At 67.5% G+C, this 18,886-nt stretch carries 12 protein-coding genes; 6 read left to right on the forward strand and 6 right to left on the reverse strand.

Annotation, left to right across the window (positions count from 1 at the left end):
- Positions 1–5: 5 nt before the first annotated feature.
- From B7R21_RS02020 to B7R21_RS02030, 3 genes are read right to left on the reverse strand one after another with little or no spacing between them, the layout of a single operon-like run.
- Entirely contained in the window at positions 6–599 is a 594-nt protein-coding gene (locus tag B7R21_RS02020; protein ID WP_172592009.1) for a TetR/AcrR family transcriptional regulator, read from the reverse strand.
- A 45-nt stretch (positions 600–644) separates the two neighbouring features.
- Positions 645–3,938: an efflux RND transporter permease subunit gene (locus B7R21_RS02025; protein ID WP_116281589.1), complete on the reverse strand. Its 3,294-nt coding sequence runs from the start codon at positions 3,936–3,938 to the stop codon at positions 645–647.
- A gap of 18 nt (positions 3,939–3,956) precedes the next feature.
- A complete protein-coding gene (locus tag B7R21_RS02030; protein ID WP_116281590.1) occupies positions 3,957–6,035 on the reverse strand; it encodes an MMPL family transporter in 2,079 nt (692 codons plus the stop codon).
- A gap of 72 nt (positions 6,036–6,107) precedes the next feature.
- On the opposite strand from B7R21_RS02030, the gene B7R21_RS02035 reads away from it, so the two are divergent.
- The gene (locus B7R21_RS02035) at positions 6,108–6,728 is read left to right on the forward strand and encodes a MarR family winged helix-turn-helix transcriptional regulator (RefSeq protein ID WP_253259593.1); all 621 of its coding nucleotides are present in this window, start codon (positions 6,108–6,110) and stop codon (positions 6,726–6,728) included.
- Between the two features lie 145 nt (positions 6,729–6,873).
- On the opposite strand, the gene B7R21_RS02040 is transcribed toward B7R21_RS02035, so the two are convergent.
- Complete coding sequence (locus B7R21_RS02040; RefSeq protein ID WP_116281591.1) at positions 6,874–9,153, reverse strand: transglycosylase domain-containing protein; 2,280 nt, start codon at positions 9,151–9,153, stop codon at positions 6,874–6,876.
- 217 nt (positions 9,154–9,370) lie between these two features.
- On the opposite strand from B7R21_RS02040, the gene B7R21_RS02045 reads away from it, so the two are divergent.
- The gene (locus B7R21_RS02045) at positions 9,371–10,315 is read left to right on the forward strand and encodes an aldo/keto reductase (RefSeq protein WP_116281754.1); all 945 of its coding nucleotides are present in this window, start codon (positions 9,371–9,373) and stop codon (positions 10,313–10,315) included.
- A 41-nt stretch (positions 10,316–10,356) separates the two neighbouring features.
- Here the strand turns inward: B7R21_RS02045 and B7R21_RS02050 are convergent, their stop codons facing one another.
- On the reverse strand, positions 10,357–11,334 hold the full coding sequence (locus B7R21_RS02050; protein ID WP_116281592.1) for a sugar-binding transcriptional regulator: 978 nt from the start codon (positions 11,332–11,334) through the stop codon (positions 10,357–10,359).
- Positions 11,335–11,462: 128 nt separating this feature from the next.
- Between B7R21_RS02050 and B7R21_RS02055 the strand changes: the two genes are divergently transcribed.
- The 3 genes from B7R21_RS02055 to glpK all read left to right on the forward strand — a co-directional run bounded on the left by B7R21_RS02055 (position 11,463) and on the right by glpK (position 15,739).
- Entirely contained in the window at positions 11,463–13,238 is a 1,776-nt protein-coding gene (locus tag B7R21_RS02055; protein WP_116281593.1) for a glycerol-3-phosphate dehydrogenase/oxidase, read from the forward strand.
- A 175-nt stretch (positions 13,239–13,413) separates the two neighbouring features.
- The gene (locus B7R21_RS02060) at positions 13,414–14,181 is read left to right on the forward strand and encodes an MIP/aquaporin family protein (protein ID WP_116281594.1); all 768 of its coding nucleotides are present in this window, start codon (positions 13,414–13,416) and stop codon (positions 14,179–14,181) included.
- A 37-nt stretch (positions 14,182–14,218) separates the two neighbouring features.
- The gene (gene glpK, locus B7R21_RS02065; protein ID WP_116281595.1) at positions 14,219–15,739 is read left to right on the forward strand and encodes a glycerol kinase GlpK; all 1,521 of its coding nucleotides are present in this window, start codon (positions 14,219–14,221) and stop codon (positions 15,737–15,739) included.
- 150 nt (positions 15,740–15,889) lie between these two features.
- Here the strand turns inward: glpK and B7R21_RS02070 are convergent, their stop codons facing one another.
- Positions 15,890–17,413 carry a putative Ig domain-containing protein gene (locus B7R21_RS02070; protein ID WP_172592010.1) on the reverse strand — a complete coding sequence of 508 codons (1,524 nt, stop codon included), beginning with the start codon at positions 17,411–17,413 and terminating at the stop codon, positions 15,890–15,892.
- Between the two features lie 286 nt (positions 17,414–17,699).
- On the opposite strand from B7R21_RS02070, the gene B7R21_RS02075 reads away from it, so the two are divergent.
- Complete coding sequence (locus B7R21_RS02075) at positions 17,700–18,845, forward strand: hypothetical protein (protein ID WP_147305775.1); 1,146 nt, start codon at positions 17,700–17,702, stop codon at positions 18,843–18,845.
- Positions 18,846–18,886: the final 41 nt, after the last annotated feature.

Raw genomic sequence — 18,886 nt, forward strand, 5'->3', positions numbered from 1 at the left:
GACTCCTAGAGCGTGACGGCCGGGGCGGCGAGGGGGACGAGAAGTTCGGCGACGACGGCGACCAGGGCCGCGCGGGCCTCTTCGATGGGGGCCAGGTCGGTCGACGGCATCGCGACTCCGGTCGCGACCACGTAGGCGGCACCGGCCAGAGCGACGCCGAGCCGGATACGCTGCTCGGGTGTCGCCAACTCGTTGACGAACGAGTCGCTCAGCCTGCGCAGAAAGTCGTTGGCACGATCGACGATCGGGATACCCGCCAGCGACTGGCCCTGGTTGATGATGATGTGGGCCTCGAGGCCGTGCACCAGCAGGAAATCGATGAAGTCCTCGACGAAAGTGCCCCGCAGTTCGGCGTCGGCGATGCGGCCGATCGAGCCCTGGAAGAGACCGTCGAGTTTGACGACGGCAGGGGTGAGCGCCTCTTCGAGCAGCGCCTCCTTCGATGCGAAGTGGTACAGCACGCTCGACTTCGAGTAGCCGGCGGCGTCGGCGATCTGCTGGAGAGACGCCCCCGCATAGCTCGTCTCGACGAACAGTCGGAGCGCGACGGCCTTCAGTTCTTCCGAAGGATCGGGCCGGGGGGAGGAGGGAGATGCCACGGGCACGAGCTTACCTGACCGCTCGGTCAGCTCCTGCACGATCGGTCAGGTCTCCGGGGTGTTCACAGGCTGGGCGGCCGCGGCTGTGAGTTCACGCACCGGGCCGAGCTCGGTGCGTCGTTCGGCGAACCGCTGCTCCCGGCGCTGCTGCCGTCGCTCGAGGCGCCCCATCACCACGTTGTAGAGCACGGGCAGCACGATGAGCGTCAGGATCGTCGACGAGACGAGCCCGCCGATCACCACGATAGCGAGCGGCTGCGAGATGAAGCCGCCGTGCCCGGTCAACCCGATCGCCATCGGCAGCAGCGCGAAGATGGTCGCGAGCGCCGTCATCAGAATCGGCCGGAGCCTCCGCACGGCGCCCTGCACCAACGCCTCGCGAACAGGCAGACCCCTCCCCCGGTACTGGTTCACCAGGTCGACGAGCACGATGGCGTTCGTCACCACGATGCCGATCAGCATCAGCACGCCGATGATCGAGGGAACCCCCAGCGGGATACCCGAGATCACCTGCAGCGCGATCGCCCCGGTTGCCGCGAACGGCACCGACACCAGCAGCAGGAGCGGCTGCAGAAGGCTCTTGAACGTCGCCACCATGACGACGTAGACGATCAGGATCGCCACGAGGAGCGCAATGCCGAGCTGCCCGAAGGCGTCGCTCTGGTTGGAGGTCGCCCCGCCGAGCTTCGCGGTCGCCCCGGCGGGCAGCTCGACGGCATCCACGGCCTTCTGCACTTCGGCGCTGGCCGAGCCGAGGTTGTCACTGGATGGCGTCGCCGTGATGCTCGCCGTCCGGAGGCCCCGCGACGTGGTGATGGTGTCGGGGCCGTTCACCTGGGAGACGGTCGCGAGCGAGTCGAGCCGCACGGGCCCGGTCGCGGTCGGCACCTCGAGCGCCGCGAGGTCGGCCTGGGTGGCCGGGGTGCTGTCGCTGGCGATGTAGATCGTGTACTGGGTGCTGTCGATCACGATCGATCCGACGGTCTGCGGCTGCATGGCATTCGCGACGAGAGATCCGACGGCGACCTCGCTGAGGCCGGCCTCGACTGCCTTCGTGCGGTCCACGGCCACGGCGATGTAGGGCCGGGTGGCTGCCAGGTTCGATGAGCTCTGCGTGATGCCGTCGAGATCCTTGACCGAGGCGAGCACCGCGTCGGCCGCGGCCTGCAGGTCGGTCTGGTTCGTGGCCGAGACGTCGACCGTGATGTCCGAGGAGCCTCCGAATCCGGCCGACGCGGCGACCGAGATGGCGCCGGCGTCGGGAATGGCGGCGAGGTCCGTCCGCACGGTGTTCTGCAGGTCATCCTGGTTCACGGAGTCGTCGGTGGTGATCGAATACGTGATGGCATTGCCGCCGCCGCCCACGAAGGCATCGCGAAGGCTCGAGCCGCTCGAACCGATCGAGGCCTGCACGGTCTGGATGCCCGCGATGCCGCGAAGGGCCGCCTCGACCTTCTGCGCCGACGCGTCCTGCACGTCGAGGCTCGCACCGACCGGCACGGTCTGGGTGACGGTGAGCGTGTTCTGGCCGCTCGAACCGAGGAAGTTGGTCTTCATGAACGGCACCAGCGCGATCGTGCCGCCGAGCACGAGCACCGCGATGATGAGGGTGACGAACGAGTGCTTCAGCGTCCACGTGATGATCGGCAGGTAGCGCCGCTGCAGGGCGCCGGGCGCTTCGTCCTCGATGACGTTCTGCGCACGGCGGGCGCGGCGGCCGGGCAGCGCGGCCCCGGCGACGGCGAGCGTGTCCCGCACGGGGCGGCCGGCCACCGTGTCGCGGGTGCCCTGTACATCCGGAGCCTGCTTGCGCTGCCGCCGGCTCACCCGGTGCGAGCTGCCGAGGAACCAGTACGCGAGCACCGGCACGATCGTGAGCGCGACGAACAGCGAGGCGAGCAGCGCGATCGTCACCGTGAGCGCGAACGGCCGGAACAGCTCGCCCGTCGTGCCCTGCACGAACGAGATCGGCAGGAAGACAGCGACCGTCGTGATCGTCGAGGCGGTGATGGCCGTCGCGACCTCGCGCACCGCCTCGATGATGACCTCCGACCGGGTCGCACCGTCGATCGGCCCCGAGCCTTCCGCCTGGCCCAGGTGCCGCTTGATGTTCTCGATCACGACGATCGAGTCGTCGACGACCCGGCCGATCGCGATCGTCAGCGCACCGAGGGTCAGGATGTTCAGCGAGTAGTTCGCCGTCTGCAGCCCGATGAACGTGATGAGCACCGAGGTCGGGATCGAGATCGCGGTCACGATCGTCGACCGCACCGACATCAGGAAGATCAGGATGATCACCACGGCGAAGAACAGGCCGAGCAGGCCCTCCGTGGCGAGCGATTCGATCGACTGCTGGATGAACGGGGCCTGGTCGAACACGACAGTGAAGGTTGCGCCGGGCAGTGCCGCCTGCAGCTGAGGGATGATGTCCTGCACGCCCTTCGACACGTCGACCGTGTTCGCGGCGGGCAGCTTCGTCACGGCGATGGTGAGGGCGGGCTCACTGTTCACCCGGGAGATGGATGTCACGGGGTTGTCGACCAGCGCCACCGTCGCCACATCGCCGATCGAGTACACGCCCCCGCCCGGCTTGGCCGCCGGGAGCGGGAGGGCCGCGATGTCGGCGGTCGACGCCAGCTTCGAGCCGGCCTGCACCGAGAGCGTGGATCCGTTCTCCGTCAGCGACCCGGCGGGCAGGAGCGTGCCGTTCGATGCCACCGCCGTCTTGAGGGCCGCCTGGGTGAGTCCCGCCTCGGCCAGCTTGGCACTGTCGGGCGTGATCGTGACGCGCTGCCCGGGGTCGCCGACGAGCTGCGCCGCGCGCACCCCCGCCACCTGCTCGATGTCGGTGAGGGTGGAGGCCCGGAGGGACGCCGCGAGCGCCTTCGTGTCGCCGCCGGTGCCGCCGGTGACCGCGATCTGGATGACCGGCAGGTCTCCGATGCTGCCACTCAGCACCTGCGGGTCGACGGTGTCGGGCAGTGTCGACTTCACCCGGTTGATCGCCTGCGAGATCTTCTGCTCGGCGTTCGCGAGGTTCGTGCCGTAGACGAAGGTCGCATTGACGATCGAGAGGTTGGTACTGGATGTCGCGGAGGTCGTGTCGATGCCCTCGACGCCCTGCACGGCCTGCTCGATCGGCGTCGAAACGTCATCGTTGACCACCTCGGGCGACGCGCCGGGATAGTTGGTGAGGATCACCAGCTGCGGGAAGTCGATCGACGGGATCAGTTCCTGCTTCAGGCTGGTGAGGGCCAGCCCGCCGAAGACCGCCGCCACGATCGTCACGAGGGCGATCAGGGCCCGGTTCTTCATGCTCAACACTGCGAGGAGATGCATGCTCTCAGTGTCGCACTTCTACGGTGTGTCGAAGACGCGGGTGGCCGCCTTGATGCCAGCCGGCCGCGACGGCAGCCAGAACCGGTCGCCGGTCACGAACACCAGTGCCGGCACCAGCACCGTGCGCACGAGCAGGGTGTCGAGCAGCACACCGATGCCCACGATGACGCCGATCTGGGTGAGGGCGATGATCGGCAGCACGCTCAGCACCGCGAAAACCGCCGCCAGCAGGATGCCGGCGCTGGTGATCACGCCACCTGTCGCCGAGAGGGCGTGGATCATCCCGGGCCTCGTACCCAGCAGCCCGGCCTCCTCCCGCGCCCTCGTCACAAGGAAGATGTTGTAGTCCACCCCGAGCGCGACGAGGAACAGGAAGCTGAACAGCACCACATTCGTGTCGAAGGCGGGAATGTGGAAGACCGTCTTGAACACCAGGTTCGCCGCGCCCAGGCTCGCGAAGTAGCTCGCGACCACGGTGACGATCAGCAGCACCGGCGCCACAAGGGCCCGCAGCAGAACGAGCAGCACCACGAACACGATCGCCAGGATGATCGGGATGATCAGGGCCTCGTCGTGGGCCGAAGCGGTCTTCTCATCCAGCGCCGTGGCGTCCGTGCCGCCGACCAGTGCCGCACGGGCGCCGTCGTCCGCATCCGCATAGGCGGCCCGCAGATCGGTGATCGTCTGGAACGCGGCATCCGACTGCGGCTCCGCAGCCAGCGTCACGCTGAGCTGCGTGATGGTTCCGGCGGCCGCGCCCACGGTGACGGCATCGACCCCGGGCGTCTGGGTGGCGATGCGCTGGGCGCTCTTCAGGGCATCCGTCGGCGTGATGACGACCGTCTGGGCGCTCTGGCCCGCGGGGAACGCCTGGTCGATGACCGCCTGGCCCTGGGCCGATTCGGGGTTGCCCCGGAACTGCTGCACCTGCGAGAGCCCGACGCTGAGGTTCAGGGCGCCGAGCGCGAGCGCGCCGAGCACCACCACGCTGCCGATCACCACGATCACCGGCCGCCGTGAGACCCCGCGGCCGAGCTTCGACCAGAAGCCGTGCTCGGTGGGCGACTCGGAGCCGAACGTCGGCACGAACGGCCAGAACAGCCCGCGTCCGAAGATGACGAGCGCGGCGGGCAACACCAGCAGCGCGAAGATCATCGCCGTGACGATACCGATCGCGCAGGCGAAACCGAGCGCCCGGTTGCCGGAGAGCTCCGCGAACAGGAGCGTCAGGAGGCTCAGCGTGACCGTGCTGCCGCTCGCGAGCACGGCGGGCCCCGCCCCGCGGAGCGCCTGGGACATCGCCACCCTCCGGCTCTCGTGCCGCCGCAGTTCCTCCCGGTAGCGAGCGATGAGCAGCAGGGCGTAGTTCGTGCCCGCTCCGAAGACGAGAACAGAGAGGATGCCCGAGATCGACGCGTCGATGGTGAACCCGAACACGTTCGCGAGCTGCTTCACGAGGATGCCTGCCAGGCCGTCGGCGAGCCCGATCACGGCCAGGGGCACCAGCCAGAGCCACGGGCTCCGGTAGGTGATCAGCAGCAGCACGGCCACCACGATCACGGTCACGAGCAGCAGCCGGAAGTCGGCACCCTGGAATGCGGCGGCGACATCGGCCTGGAATCCTTCGGGCCCGGTGACGAAGGCGTTCAGCCCCTCGGGGAGGTCGGTCTTCGCGGTGGCCCGGAGGTCGGCGACCCGGGTTCCCTGGGCTTCACTGTCGGTCGCGGCAGGCAACGGAAGGGGCAGCAGGGCGGCGGTTCCGTCGTCTGAGTACTGCGCCGGCGGCAGCTGGCCGCTGAGCGACTCAGGCGCGAGAGCCGCACCACGTGCCGCGATCGCGGTCCGGTCGGCATCGGTGAGGGCCGCGCCGCCGCGGTCGAACACGACCAGCGCGAACCCGGCGTCGGAGTTCGGCAGCTGCTTCGCCAGCTCGGCGACCTGGGCTGACTGGGTACTGGCGGGGAGTCCGGCGGTCGGGGCGACACTGCCGGTGCTCGCCGGTGCGGTGGCGAACAGAATGCCCGCTGCGACGATCGCCAGCGCGAGAACGATCCACGCGGTGAACTTTCCGCTGACGAAATCGGTGAGGTGGCGCATCCGGGGGTCCCGTCTCTCTTACTTGCCTGATAGTAAAGCTACTTGACAATAACAGAGGATAGAATGATCCGCATGACGGCTTCGCGCGCACCCCGCCCCCCGGTGTCCGCCGCGGTCCCGGACCACGCCGATCCGTCCGCCGCGGCCCCGGACCACGCCGATCCGTCCGCCGCGGTCGCCGAGTCGCTGCTCGGCGACCGACAGTCCCAGATGAGCCAGGCGAGCCTCAGCTTTCGCGAACTCCTGACCCTGACCGCCGACTTCGAGCGGGTGCTCGCCGCCCACCTCTCGATCAACGCCACCGACCTCGAGGCCATGGAGCACCTCATCGAGGCGGGGCCACTCAGCCCCACCGAGCTCGCCCACCGCCTCGGCATCACCACTGCCGCGACCACCCTCGTGATCGACCGCCTCGAGAAGGCCGGCCACGCCGCGCGCGCGGCTCACCCGAGCGACCGCCGCAAGGTGCGCGTCGTGCCGGCCGAGGCATCCGTCGCTCGCACCTTCACGGCGCTCCGTCCGCTCATCTTCGGGGTGGATGCCGTGCTCGACGACTTCGCACCCCCGGAGCGCAACGCCATCGAGCTGTACCTCGCCCGCGTGGCCGAGGTCTACCGCGCCGTCATCGCGGCCACGCCGCCGCCCCCCGCCGACGCGCCCGCGCCTCCCGCCGCCCCGCCGTCCCCCGCCTGACCCCGCCTGACCCCGCCTGACCCCGCCTCCTGACCTCCGCTCCGGGAGGAGCTGAGCACATCCGTGCCGTATAGCGCCTCGGTTCGGCTCAGCTCCTCCCGGAGCGGAGGCGCGGCAGCCTGGACAGTCGGAGAGCGGGCGCTGGTCAGCCGGCGGGCGTGGATGTCGGCGCGGGAACCGCCGCGGGCGTCCCGGCAGGGTCAGCCGCGGGGGCAGTGCCGTTGCCGGAGGGGCCGCCGGGCGCGGCCGTCGGCGAGGGCGTGGGCGTCGCCGTCGCCGTGCCGCGCCCCGTGCCCGCGGTGCCCGAGGACCCCGATCCGGAGCCGCGTGAGGCAGACGCCGGCAGCGGGAAGCTGCTGCCCCCGCGGGCATCAGCGGTGTTCTTGTAGAACTCCTTCCACACGTAGAGCCGCGAGAGCCCGCTCCGCACCGTCACATCGTTGCCGCCCGTCACCGCCGTCTGCCGGATCGACACGTTTCCCGTCACGTTGCCGACCCAGGAGGCCGAGACGAGCTGGGTGGTTCCGCCGACCAGCCAGACGTCCTTCTCGGCGTCTGTCGTACCGGTCTTGCCGAAGTGCGGCGTGCTGTCGGCGGGGTTCGCCGTCGTGGCCGTTCCCGACTGGATGACGCCCTGCATCGCATAGAGCGCGGTCTGGGCGATGGTGGGGTCGATCGCCTGCGTGCACGTGCTCTGCGGCACCGCGACATCCGCACCGGTGGAGTCGGTGATGCTCGAGATAGCGACCGGCGTGCAGAACATGCCGTTGTTGGCAACGCCCGCGTACGCGGCCGCCATCGTCAGCGGAGAGACCTCGTTGCCGCCGAGCACAGTGGCGTAGAGCCCGGTGTCCATCGCCGCGCCGTCGGCCCGGTGCATCCCGAACGCCGAAGCGATCGCGTTGATGTCGCAGAGGTCGAGCTTCGTGGCCATGTTCAGGAACGCGTTGTTCACCGAGTCCTCGAACTGCGACAGCACCGTGGCGTTGCCGCCCGACTCCCCCGCGTCGTTGCCCGCCGTGTAGGTGCCGTTCACCGTCGCGCCACAGCTGTTGGTGATGTTCGAGGCGGTGAACTTCTGGTTGTTCGAGCCATTCACGAAGTCGTTCAGCGAGCGCCCGCTCTTCAGCCAGTCCATCAGCACGAACAGCTTGCTCGTCGACCCGTTCTGAAAGCCGTTCGAACCGCCATAGGCGGCATCCGTGCTGTAGTTGATGGCCGTGTTCGTGGCCGGATCCGCCGACGGATCCTGACTGTACGTCTTGTTCTGGGCCATCGCGACGATCTTGCCGGTGCCCGGCTGCACCGTGACGAACGCGCCGCCGATGTCGACGCTCGACATGGAGGAGGGCACGTAGTCGGTCACCGCCTGGTTGGCGGCAGCCTGCAGGGCCGGGTCGAGGGTCGTCACGATCGTGTAGCCGCCCCGGTTGAGCGCATTCGCCCGGTCATCCGCCGTCTCACCGAACGTCTTGTCGTTCAGGATGATGTTCTTCACGTAGTCGCAGAAGAAACCCGCACCGGCCGCTGCCGTCTGGCAGCCCGTCGACGACTCGGTGATGTTCGGGGTGACGGGGGTCGCGATCGCGGCGTCGTACTGCGCCTGGGTGATCGCACTCTCCTTGAGCATCGACGCGAGCACGTCTTCGTTCCGCCGGGCGGTGTTGGCGGCGATGTTGTCGGGCACGTCGATGCGGAGCGCCTCCGGCGCGTTCACCATGGCCGCGAGACTCGCTGCCTGCGCGAGCGTGAGAGCATTCGCGTCGACCCCGAAGTAGTACTGCGACGCGGCCTGGATCCCATACACCCGACCGCCGAAGAGGGCGATGTTCATGTACCCGAGCAGGATGTCGTCTTTGCTGTACTCCTTCTCGAGACCGATCGAGAGCTTCAGTTCCTTGAGCTTGCGGTCGGCGGTCGTGGCCGTCGCATCCGCGTAGGCCGCGGCCTCGGCCGTCGGGTCGCTGATCGCCTCCGCTCGCTGCACGAGGATGTTCTTGACGTACTGCTGCGAGATCGTCGACGCCCCCGACTCGACACCGCCCGACACGGTGTTCGAAACGAACGCGCGAACGGTGGACTGCACATCCATGCCGCCGTGCACATAGAATCGTGGATCCTCGGTCGAGACGATCGCATCCTTGAAGTACTGCGAGATGTCGCTCCAGCCCACCTCCTGGCGGTTCTGGTCGTAGAACGAGGCCAGGAGGGTGCGGTTGCCGGCGGCGTCCTGAGCGTAGATGCTCGACGTCTGCGAGAGGGTGTCGGGCTTGATGTAGTCGGGGAGATCGTCGAACGCCTCGAGCGAGGAGCCCACAGCGATACCGCCCAGGGCCACCGCCGGAGTGAACATCGCCGTCACCAATACGCCGGCCAGCGCACTCGCGACCACCAACCCCAGCACCGCTCGAACCCTGCCGACCACGTGACCTCCCTCTGCCCCGCCGCGTCGGCCGGGCCACGACAGCGTAGGTCGGCCACCTGTCGAATCATGATGAGGAGGCTGCGATTTCGCCGCGAACGTCAGGCGCAGGCCGACCTCTCACCTTCGTGCGTTCTCAGACGAGCGCTCAGGGGGAACGCCGCCTGAGGATGGTGACAGACGCTTCGGCGTAGCCTTGGAGCATCTCGAAAGGATGACCATGACCCGCATCGGTTCCAGTGACCTCGACGTCTTTCCCCTCTCCCTCGGCGGCAATGTGTTCGGCTGGACGGCCGACCGGGACGCCTCCTTCGACATCCTCGATGCCTACACCGCGGCGGGCGGCGACTTCATCGACACGGCCGACTCCTACTCGGCATTCGCGGCCGGCAACCACGGCGGGGAATCCGAGACGATCATCGGCGAGTGGATGACCTCCCGCGGCAACCGTTCCGAGGTCGTCGTGGCAACGAAGGTCAGCCGCCACCCCGACTTCCTGGGCCTGGCGGGAGCGAACATCCTCGCCGCCGCCGACGCCTCGCTCGGCCGACTGCAGACCGACGTCATCGACCTGTACTTCGCGCACTTCGACGACGAGGAGACCCCCCTCGAAGAGACCGCGGGGGCCTTCGACGAACTGGTGAAAGCCGGCAAGGTGCGCTTCATCGCGCTCTCGAACTACTCGCCCGAGCGCATCGAGGAGTACTTCGCCGTCGCCCGCGCGAACGGTTTCGTGCTGCCCGTGGCTCTGCAGCCGCACTACAACCTGGTGCACCGCAACGACTTCGAGGACACCCTGGCGCCGATCGCCGAGCGGGAGAACCTCGGCGTCGTCCCGTATTACGCGCTCGCCAGCGGCTTCCTCACCGGAAAGTACCGCTCCACGGACGACCTCGGCGACTCCCCTCGTGCGTCGGGCGCCGCGAAGTTCGTGACGCCCCAGGGCCTCGCCATCATCGATGCCCTCGACGAGATCGGCCGGGCCCACGGCGTGAGTATCACGACCACCGCTCTCGCCTGGCTGCTCGCCAAGCCCACCGTCGTCGCGCCCATCGCCAGCGCTTCGAAGCTGTCCCAGGTCGCGGATCTCGTCGCTGTCGCGAACGTCACCCTCGCCCCCGACGAGGTGGCGAAGCTCGACGCGGTCAGCGCCTGGAACGGCTAACCCGACTGGCGCGACTGATCCGGCTGATCCGGCTGGCGTGGCTAATCGTCGAGCAGGCCGTGCACCGTGGCCTCGTCGACGATCAGGTCGGTGATCAGGTGCGCGGCCAGCGCGCCGCGGAGGGCGGGCATCCGGGACTTGCCGGAGACCACGCAGACGCGCCTCGACACCCGGGCCAGTTGGTCAAGCGGCGGTCCGCTCGACCGGAGGTTCATCGGAACGTCGGCGCTCGATCCGTCGGAGCGGTAGAACACCGTCGCCACATCGCCGACGACATGCGACGCATTCAGGCTCTGGAAGTCCTGCTCATCGAGGTAACCACTCGTGTACACGTGCCCCGGCACGTCTGACAGCGGGGTTCCGAGGCCGAAGAGCGCGACATCCATCCGCTTCTGGATGTCGAGCACCCGCCGGATGCTGCGTTCCCGCCAGAGCACCTGCTTCGTCGCCGGGTCATCGAAGAACGCCGGCACCGGGAACTGCTGGACGTACGCGCCGTAGGCCGCACCGAACCTCGACATGATCTCGCTGGCGTACACGATGCCCGTCGTCCGCGTGTTCGCGGCACCGTTCAGCTGCACGATCTGGGAATTGTGGGTGACCTTCGGCTGCAGGTGGCGGCTGACCGCGCTCATCGTGCTGCCCCAGGCGATGCCCATCGTCATGTTGGAGTCGAAGTACTGGTTCAGGATGCGCGCCGCCGACATCCCCACCCGCTCGAGGCGGTCCACTTCATTGGCCGAATCGGGTACCGGCACGACGTGCACCGTGACGTGGTGCTTGTCCTGGATGCGCTGCAGCGCCGTCGAGATGCGTTCCGCCGGCGTCTTCACCTGGATCTCCACCAGCCCCGCCTCGCGGGCGTAGCTGATGAGGCGCGACACCGACGAACGGGAGGTGTGGAGCTCGGCGGCGATGGCCTCCATCGTCAGATCCTGCATGTAGTAGAGGTGAGCGGCGCGGAGAGCGTCACGCACCCTCTCGCTGGGTGCCGGATGCTCGGTCACTGGTGCTCTCATCGTGAGCCCTCCCTCGGTTTGCACAGATGTGCAACTACCTTGACCATTCGTGTCACAGTTCTCAGTATGTATTGAGTCACACGGATTGCGCGGGTGCAACCTGGGACTTACACGAAGGCGAGTGAACAGTGACTGACAACACCTCTGAAACCGCAGCGACCACCGGGCTCCGCAGCGACGTTCAGGCAATCCTCGACCGCCCCTCTGCGGAGGTCCTGGTCATCGGCGGCGGCATCAACGGCGTCGGCACGTTCCGCGACCTGGCGCTCCAGGGCGTCGACGTGATGCTCATCGAGCGCGCCGACTACGTCTCCGGCGCATCGGCAGCCTCCAGCCACATGATCCACGGTGGCGTGCGCTACCTCGAGAACGGCGAGTTCCGGCTCGTGCGTGAGTCGGTGCAAGAGCGCAACCGGCTGCTGCGCCTCGCGCCCCACTACGTGAAGCCGCTTCCGACGACCATCCCGATCTTCTCCACCTTCTCGGGCATCCTCTCCGCTCCCCTCCGGCTGCTGACCCACAAGCCGGGCGGCAAGACGAAGGAGCGCGGCGCGCTGCTCATCAAGCTGGGCCTCACCGGCTACGACTCCTTCTCGCGCGACGGCGGCACTGTGCCCCGCCACGAGTTCAAGGGCCACAAGAAGACCATGCAGAAGTTCCCGAAGCTGCGGGACACGGTCAAATACACCGCGCGCTACTACGACGCGGCAGTCGAAAACCCCGAGCGTCTCGCCCTCGACATCGTCGGCGACGGCATCGTGGCCGGTAAGGACAGGGCCCGCCAGGCCAACTACGTCGAGGCGATCGGATCTTCAGCCGGCGGCGTGGTTCTCCGCGACAACGTCAGCGGTACCGAGTTCACCGTCAAGGCGGATGTCGTGGTCAACACCTCCGGCCCCTGGACCGACCTCACCAACGCCTCCCTCGGCAAGACCACCAGCTTCATGGGTGGCACCAAGGGCTCGCACATCGTGCTGGACAACCCCGAGCTCTACGACGCCTGCGCCGGGGGCGAGATGTTCTTCGAGAACAACGACGGCCGCATCGTGCTGATCTACCCGCTGAACGGTCGCGTTCTCGTCGGTACCACCGACATCGAGGCCGACCCGTCGAAGCCCGCGGTCTGCACAGAGGAGGAGGTCGACTACTTCTTCGAGCTGGTCTCGCACGTTTTCCCAACCATCGAGATCGATCGCTCGCAGATCGTCTTCCGGTACTCGGGCATCCGCCCCCTGCCGAGGCACGACGACACCGCCCCCGGCTTCGTCTCCCGCGACTACCGCATCGAGCAGACCGTCTTCGCCGGCGACAAGAAGACGCCGATGCTGAGCCTGGTCGGCGGCAAGTGGACCACCTGGAGAGCCCTCGCCGAGCACCTCACCAACGAGACGCTCGCGCTGCTGAAGAAGACCCGGTCAGTGAGCACCGAGAACCTGCAGATCGGCGGCGGAGTCGACTTCCCGACCACCGATTCGGCTGTCCGCTCCTGGGTCACGGCTCACGCCGACGGCCTGGCGCCGGCCCGCGCCACCCAGTTGCTGAAGCGCTACGGCACCAAGGCGACCGAGCTGATCGCGGCCATCGCGTCGTCGAGCGACGACAAGCCGCTCGTCTCGCTGCCCGAGTACAGCACGGCGGAACTCGACTACCTCATCGGTTCCGAGTACGTCGTGCACCTGACCGATGTGGTTCTCCGACGCACCATCGTCGCGTTCGTCGGCGGGCTGACCCAGCCCGTGTTCGACGAGCTCAGCGAGATCGTCGGCGCGAAGCTCGGTTGGTCGGCCCAGCAGCTGGCCGACGAGCGGAAGCTCGCCGCAGAGAACCTCTCGTTCTTCCACGGCCTGACGCTCGACGCGGCGGTTCCCGCCAGCGTCGCCGAAACGGTCGCGGCAGCGAAGTAGCGTCGTTGGCCGCCTCCCCGGCGGCCGACGACACAGCACGGAATTATGCACGGATGTGCATACACAACGTCTTGTTCGCGAGACGCGGTCGGCGCTAGGTTTCAATCGGCTCCGATACGCGCCTCGCGCTCGAGGCACACCCAACGTGGCGAAGTCGCCCAAAAGAAAGGTCAACGTGGATCATCTCGGTACAGATTTCCTCTCGGAGCTGGTGGGTACTGCCCTCCTCGTGCTCCTCGGCACTGGCGTCGTCGCCAACGTCGCCCTCACGAAGTCGAAGGGCTTCAACGGGGGCACCCTGATGGTCAACATCGGCTGGGGCCTCGCGGTCTTCGCCGGTGTCATCGTCTCCTACGCCTCCGGGGCGCACCTCAACCCGGCTGTGACCCTCGGTCTCTGGGCGAACGGCGCCACCCACTTCGGTGGCGCGACCACCCAGGTCGACGTGAACGCGCTGTCGATCCTCGCCTACATCGCCGCACAGCTCATCGGTGCGATCATCGGTGCCGTCTTCACGTGGCTCGCCTACAAGCAGCACTTCGACGAAGAGCCTGAGCCTGCCAACAAGCTGGGCGTGTTCTCGACGGGTCCGTCCATCCGTTCCTACGGCTGGAACCTCGTCACCGAGATCATCGGCACCTTCGTGCTGGTCTTCGTCGTCATCGGCTTCTCCCGCAACACCGGCGGCGGCGGACTCGACGCTCTCGGTGCCCTTCCCGTGGCCCTGCTCGTGATCGGCATCGGCGCCTCCCTCGGTGGCCCGACCGGCTACGCCATCAACCCGGCTCGTGACCTCGGCCCCCGCATCGCGCACTTCCTTCTGCCGATCAAGGGCAAGGGCAGTTCCGACTGGTCGTACTCCTGGGTTCCCGTTGTGGGCCCGATCATCGGTGGCATCCTGGCCGGCCTCCTGGCCATCCCGCTGCTGCCGATCCTGACCTGACGCTTTCCAGAACTACGAAACTACAAAGGAGTAACGAATGAGCGAGCAGTATGTCATCGCCATCGACCAGGGAACCACCTCGTCGCGTGCCATCATCTTCAACCATGAGGGTGGAATCGTCTCGACGGGCCAGAAGGAGCACGAGCAGATCTTCCCGAAGGCGGGCTGGGTCGAGCACAACCCCAAGGAGATCTGGGACAACGTCCGCGAGGTCATCGGCCAGGCCCTCTCGAAGGCCAACCTGACCCGCCACGACATCGTGTCGATCGGTATCACCAACCAGCGCGAGACCGCTGTGGTCTGGGACAAGAACACCGGCGAGCCCGTGTACAACGCCATCGTCTGGCAGGACACCCGCACGCAGTCGATCGTCGACCGCCTCGCAGGCTCCGACGGTGTCGAGAAGTACAAGGACATCGTCGGCCTCCCCCTTTCGACCTACTTCGCCGGAACCAAGATCGTCTGGATCCTCGAGAACGTCGACGGGGCCCGCGAGCGTGCCGAGGCCGGAGACCTCATCTTCGGCACCACCGACACCTGGGTTCTCTGGAACCTGACCGGCGGCACCAACGGCGGCATCCACGTCACCGACGTCACGAACGCGTCCCGCACGATGTTCCTCGACCTCAAGACGCTCGAGTGGCGGGATGACATCCTCGCCGACTTCGGTGTGCCGAAGTCGATGCTCCCCACCGTCAAGAGCTCTTCCGAGGTCTACGGCACCGCGAGCGACAACTCGCTGCTGCGTGAGGTGCCCATCGCGGGCATCCTCGGCGACCAGCAGGCCGCAACGTTCGGCCAGGCCGCCTACGACAAGGGTGAGGCGAAGAACACCTACGGCACCGGTAACTTCATCATCTTTAACACCGACACCGAGATCGTGAAGAGCGAGAACGGCCTGCTGACGACGATCGGCTACAAGCTGGGCGACGGCGAGACGCACTACGCGCTCGAAGGCTCGATCGCTGTCACGGGTTCGCTCGTGCAGTGGCTGCGCGACAACCTCGGCATCATCAGCTCGGCCCCCGAGGTCGAGACGCTGGCGAAGACGGTCGAGGACAACGGTGGAGCGTACTTCGTGCCCGCGTTCTCCGGTCTGTTCGCCCCGCACTGGCGCTCGGATGCCCGTGGCGCCCTCGTGGGCCTCACGCGGTACGTCAACAAGGGTCACATCGCCCGGGCTGCGCTCGAAGCGATCGCCTTCCAGACCAAAGAGGTCATCGACGCGGTCAACGCCGACTCCGGCGTGCCGCTGACGGAGCTCAAGGTGGACGGTGGCGCCACCGCCAACGACACCCTCCTGCAGTTCCAGGCAGACATCCTGGGCGTGCCCGTGGTGCGCCCGGTCGTCGCCGAGACGACCGCCTTGGGTGCCGCCTACGCCGCAGGGCTCGCGACCGGCTTCTGGGCCAACCTCGACGACCTCCGCGCCAACTGGCTCGAAGACAAGCGCTGGGAGCCCAACATGGACGAGGACGAGCGCGCGCGCCTCTACCGCAACTGGAAGAAGGCCGTCACAAAGACCCTCGACTGGGTCGACGAAGACGTCCGCGAGTAGTCTCGCTTCCGTCTTCTGACGGGCACAGGAAAGAGGCGGGTACCCCTTCGGGTACCCGCCACTTTCCTGTGCTGCCTGCTGAGTGCGTCGCTTTGACTGCACATCAGGCCGTCACGACATCGAGCCGCGGTGGGCGGTTTCGGTCTTCCGTCAGCGAACCGAACGGCGCCGGCGCCTCTGCAACGACAGCATCATGGCCGCTCCACCGAGGAGCGCTGCCACGGCGAGTGCGACAGCCGAAGCGGGTTCGAATCCAGTACTCGCCAAGGTGCCCGCGGAACCACCAGAACGTCCCGTCGCCCCGGGTGGTGTTGTCGCAGTTCCGGGAGGCGTTGTTGCGGGCCCGGTGGGCGGAGGGGTGGCCGCCCCGCCCGCCGCGACAACAATGACGTAGTCGGCCCCGGCGACCGGATTCACACCGTTCCTCACGGTGATTGTGAATGAGAATGTGCCCACGGTGGCCGGCTTGCCGGAGATGAGGCCTGTGGCCGGTTCGATACTCAACCCGTCTGGGAGCGAGCCTGCGGTGACTCTGAAGCTCGCGGGGGCCGGCTGGCCGGTCGCTGTCACCCGGTGTGAGTAAGGCACGCCGACTGTCGCACCGGATGGAGCTCCCGAACTGATCACCGGGCTGACAGACTCACGCACCACGGTGGTCGGGCTGCCCGCGTCGAAGTCCGTTGCGTACACGGTTCCATCGACGCCCGACACAGCGAGATCCCTGGCGATGCTCGAACCCGCCAGATCGACCGACTGGAGAATCTTCGCGGTCGCGCCGTCGAGAGAGAGAAGTGCTTCCCCCGAATCGGTGCAGATGAACGCCCGCCCGGTGCGCGGGTCGACAGCCAGGTTGCTGCCCACATCGCCCGTCGAGATGAAGCTCACCGTAGGCGGGGCCGAACTGGCCTTGATGACTGCCACGACGCTCGCCGCGGCGGCATCGTTCGAGACATACACGAGTTGCGTCTTCGGATCGACGGCGATCGACTGTGGTTTCGCAGCCACCTTCACGGCGACACCAACCTGCTTGCGTGTATCGAGGTCGACCGTGAGAACGCTGGCATCGGTGAAGTCGGTGATGTAGGCCCGCCTGTGCGTCGAGTCGATGGCAATGTCGAGCATCGCCTTGGTCGGTACCACAACCGGTGTGACCTCGACAGTCTTCGAGTCGCCGTCGATCACGGTGAGAGTGTTCGCCTTCGTTGTGATGTAGAGCTCGTTCTGCAGCGTGTCGATGGCGATGTTCTGGGCACCGGCACCGACGGAGAGGGACTTCACCCCGCGAGTCCTTCCGTCGATGATCGACAGGGTGGCGTCGGAATTGAGAACGAACGCGTCGTGTGTCTGCGGATTCACGACGATCTCGGTCGGAGACGCGCCCACCGCCAGCGGCGCCCCGACGGGCTTGCCTGTCGAGGCATCGACCAGCGTGACGGCTCCCGCCGCCTGATCGACCAGGTAGAGCAACCCGGTCGAATCGTCGACGGCGATCAGGCGCCCACCGGTGGCGATGGTGCCGGCAACCACATACGGCCCCGTCGCAGCAGACACGGCGCCAGCGCCTGTCAGGACCAGGCAGGCTGCAAGACCGGCAGAACCGGCGGCGACGAGAAGTGCGGGCACACCGCGGTGGGCGCGCTGGGAGAGACGTCGTGAAGGGCGGAATTGTGACATGGCCACTACCGTAGATGACGAATCGTCACTTGTACAGCCAGAGGCTTTCATGCGCCTCTTTCGGGGCGGTGGATGCTCGACTATGCCTCCGTCGAGATCGATGGCGCGAATCCCCGCGCGGTCTCGCCTTTGTGATCGTCACGGGGCACAGCTGCCCGGATGCGTACGTGACCGTCGGCTGACGGTTTCGGGAGGGCGGGCATCCATTCGGGTGTCCGCCCTCTTGCGTACCCGGGTGGGCACCGTGGCAGGATCGTGGGGCGGGGGGCAGACCACAGGAGAACGGATGCCGCCTGCAGAGCCCATGTTCGGGGACGACGAGCGATGGTTGCGCGCGCACGGTCTCCCGGCCTTCGTGGTACGGCACAGACGGGCGTCACAGCTGGTTGCACGAACCGCCCCGTTCATCCTGCTGCTGAGCTCCGCCGACCTCGGGGCGTGGATGATCGACCACGCGACGGTCAGCCTCAACTCTTCCTCGCCGCTCGCGGGCCTCGGCGCCCTCCTGCTGACCGGCCTCGGCCTCATCGTGCTGCTGCTCACGCCGATCGCCGCGTTCCTCCGCTCCGGCGCCTGGCTCCGTTCTGCGCCGCGCGGGATGACCGTGGCGGGCTGGATGCTCCTCACCTACTACGTTGCGGTTGCCCCGTGGCTCGCCGGGCATCCACCAGCCGCCGGCAGCAGCCCACCGGAGGGCACGGGAGCACTGCTCGGCACCGCACGCGCCGCGATCACGGCAGGGCTCTCCCTGGCGGCCACCGGGCTCGGTCTCGGGTCTCTCGCGAGCTGGTCGCTGCGGTCGGCGATCCGGCAGTTCAAGGCCCTGGGTGAATTGACGACACGCGCCCTGCCCCTGCTGATGCTCGTCGTCGTGGTGTCGTTCTTCTCCCGCACGCTCTGGGAGGTGACCAATGCCATGTCCCCGGAGCGACTGGCGGGCGTCGTCGCCTTCTTCGTCGCGCTCGGGCTCATCTTCATCGTTCCCGTCACCCGCCGGGAGACGGTCGGGCTCGAGAACGCCGGCCCGCCGCTCAGCCGCCTCGAACAGCTCAACGTGACCACCGTGCTCGTGCTCGCGCAGGGCTTCCAGGTGGCCGTCTTCTCGGGCCTCGTCTGCCTCTTTCTCACCGCGCTCGGCCAGATCGCCTTCAGCGGCGCTGTGCTCGACGCCTGGCTCGGGCCGGGGCGGGAGCAGCTCGAGGTGGCCGGGATCCGGTTTCCCGTGGATGCCGCACTCGTCAAGACGGCCGTCTTCCTGAGCTGCGTGTCGTCGCTGAACTTCCTCATCTCAGCGACCACGACGGCCTCCTACCGTTCGGCGTTCTACGACCCGCTCTTCGAGGATGCTCGGCAGGCGTTGGAGGTGCGTGCAGCCCACCTCGCGCCGGCGGGCCGGAAAACCGGGCCAGAGATCGTTGTGGAGTGGGAATAAAAGCGATTCCCGTGCAGTTTGAGACGCCTAATCTGAGGTGT

This window comes from Subtercola boreus (assembly GCF_003399625.1).
Classification (GTDB): domain Bacteria; phylum Actinomycetota; class Actinomycetes; order Actinomycetales; family Microbacteriaceae; genus Subtercola; species Subtercola boreus_C.

Excerpts from the sequence above, each read along its gene's own strand:
- glpK (WP_116281595.1), top strand. The coding sequence starts at position 14,219 with ATGAGCGAGCAGTATGTCATCGCCATCGACCAGGGAACCACCTCGTCG.
- B7R21_RS02070 (WP_172592010.1), bottom strand. The coding sequence starts at position 17,413 with ATGTCACAATTCCGCCCTTCACGACGTCTCTCCCAGCGCGCCCACCGC.
- B7R21_RS02050 (WP_116281592.1), bottom strand. The coding sequence starts at position 11,334 with ATGAGAGCACCAGTGACCGAGCATCCGGCACCCAGCGAGAGGGTGCGT.
- B7R21_RS02025 (WP_116281589.1), bottom strand. The coding sequence starts at position 3,938 with ATGCATCTCCTCGCAGTGTTGAGCATGAAGAACCGGGCCCTGATCGCC.
- B7R21_RS02075 (WP_147305775.1), top strand. The coding sequence starts at position 17,700 with ATGCCGCCTGCAGAGCCCATGTTCGGGGACGACGAGCGATGGTTGCGC.
- B7R21_RS02030 (WP_116281590.1), bottom strand. The coding sequence starts at position 6,035 with ATGCGCCACCTCACCGATTTCGTCAGCGGAAAGTTCACCGCGTGGATC.
- B7R21_RS02035 (WP_253259593.1), top strand. The coding sequence starts at position 6,108 with ATGACGGCTTCGCGCGCACCCCGCCCCCCGGTGTCCGCCGCGGTCCCG.
- B7R21_RS02045 (WP_116281754.1), top strand. The coding sequence starts at position 9,371 with ATGACCCGCATCGGTTCCAGTGACCTCGACGTCTTTCCCCTCTCCCTC.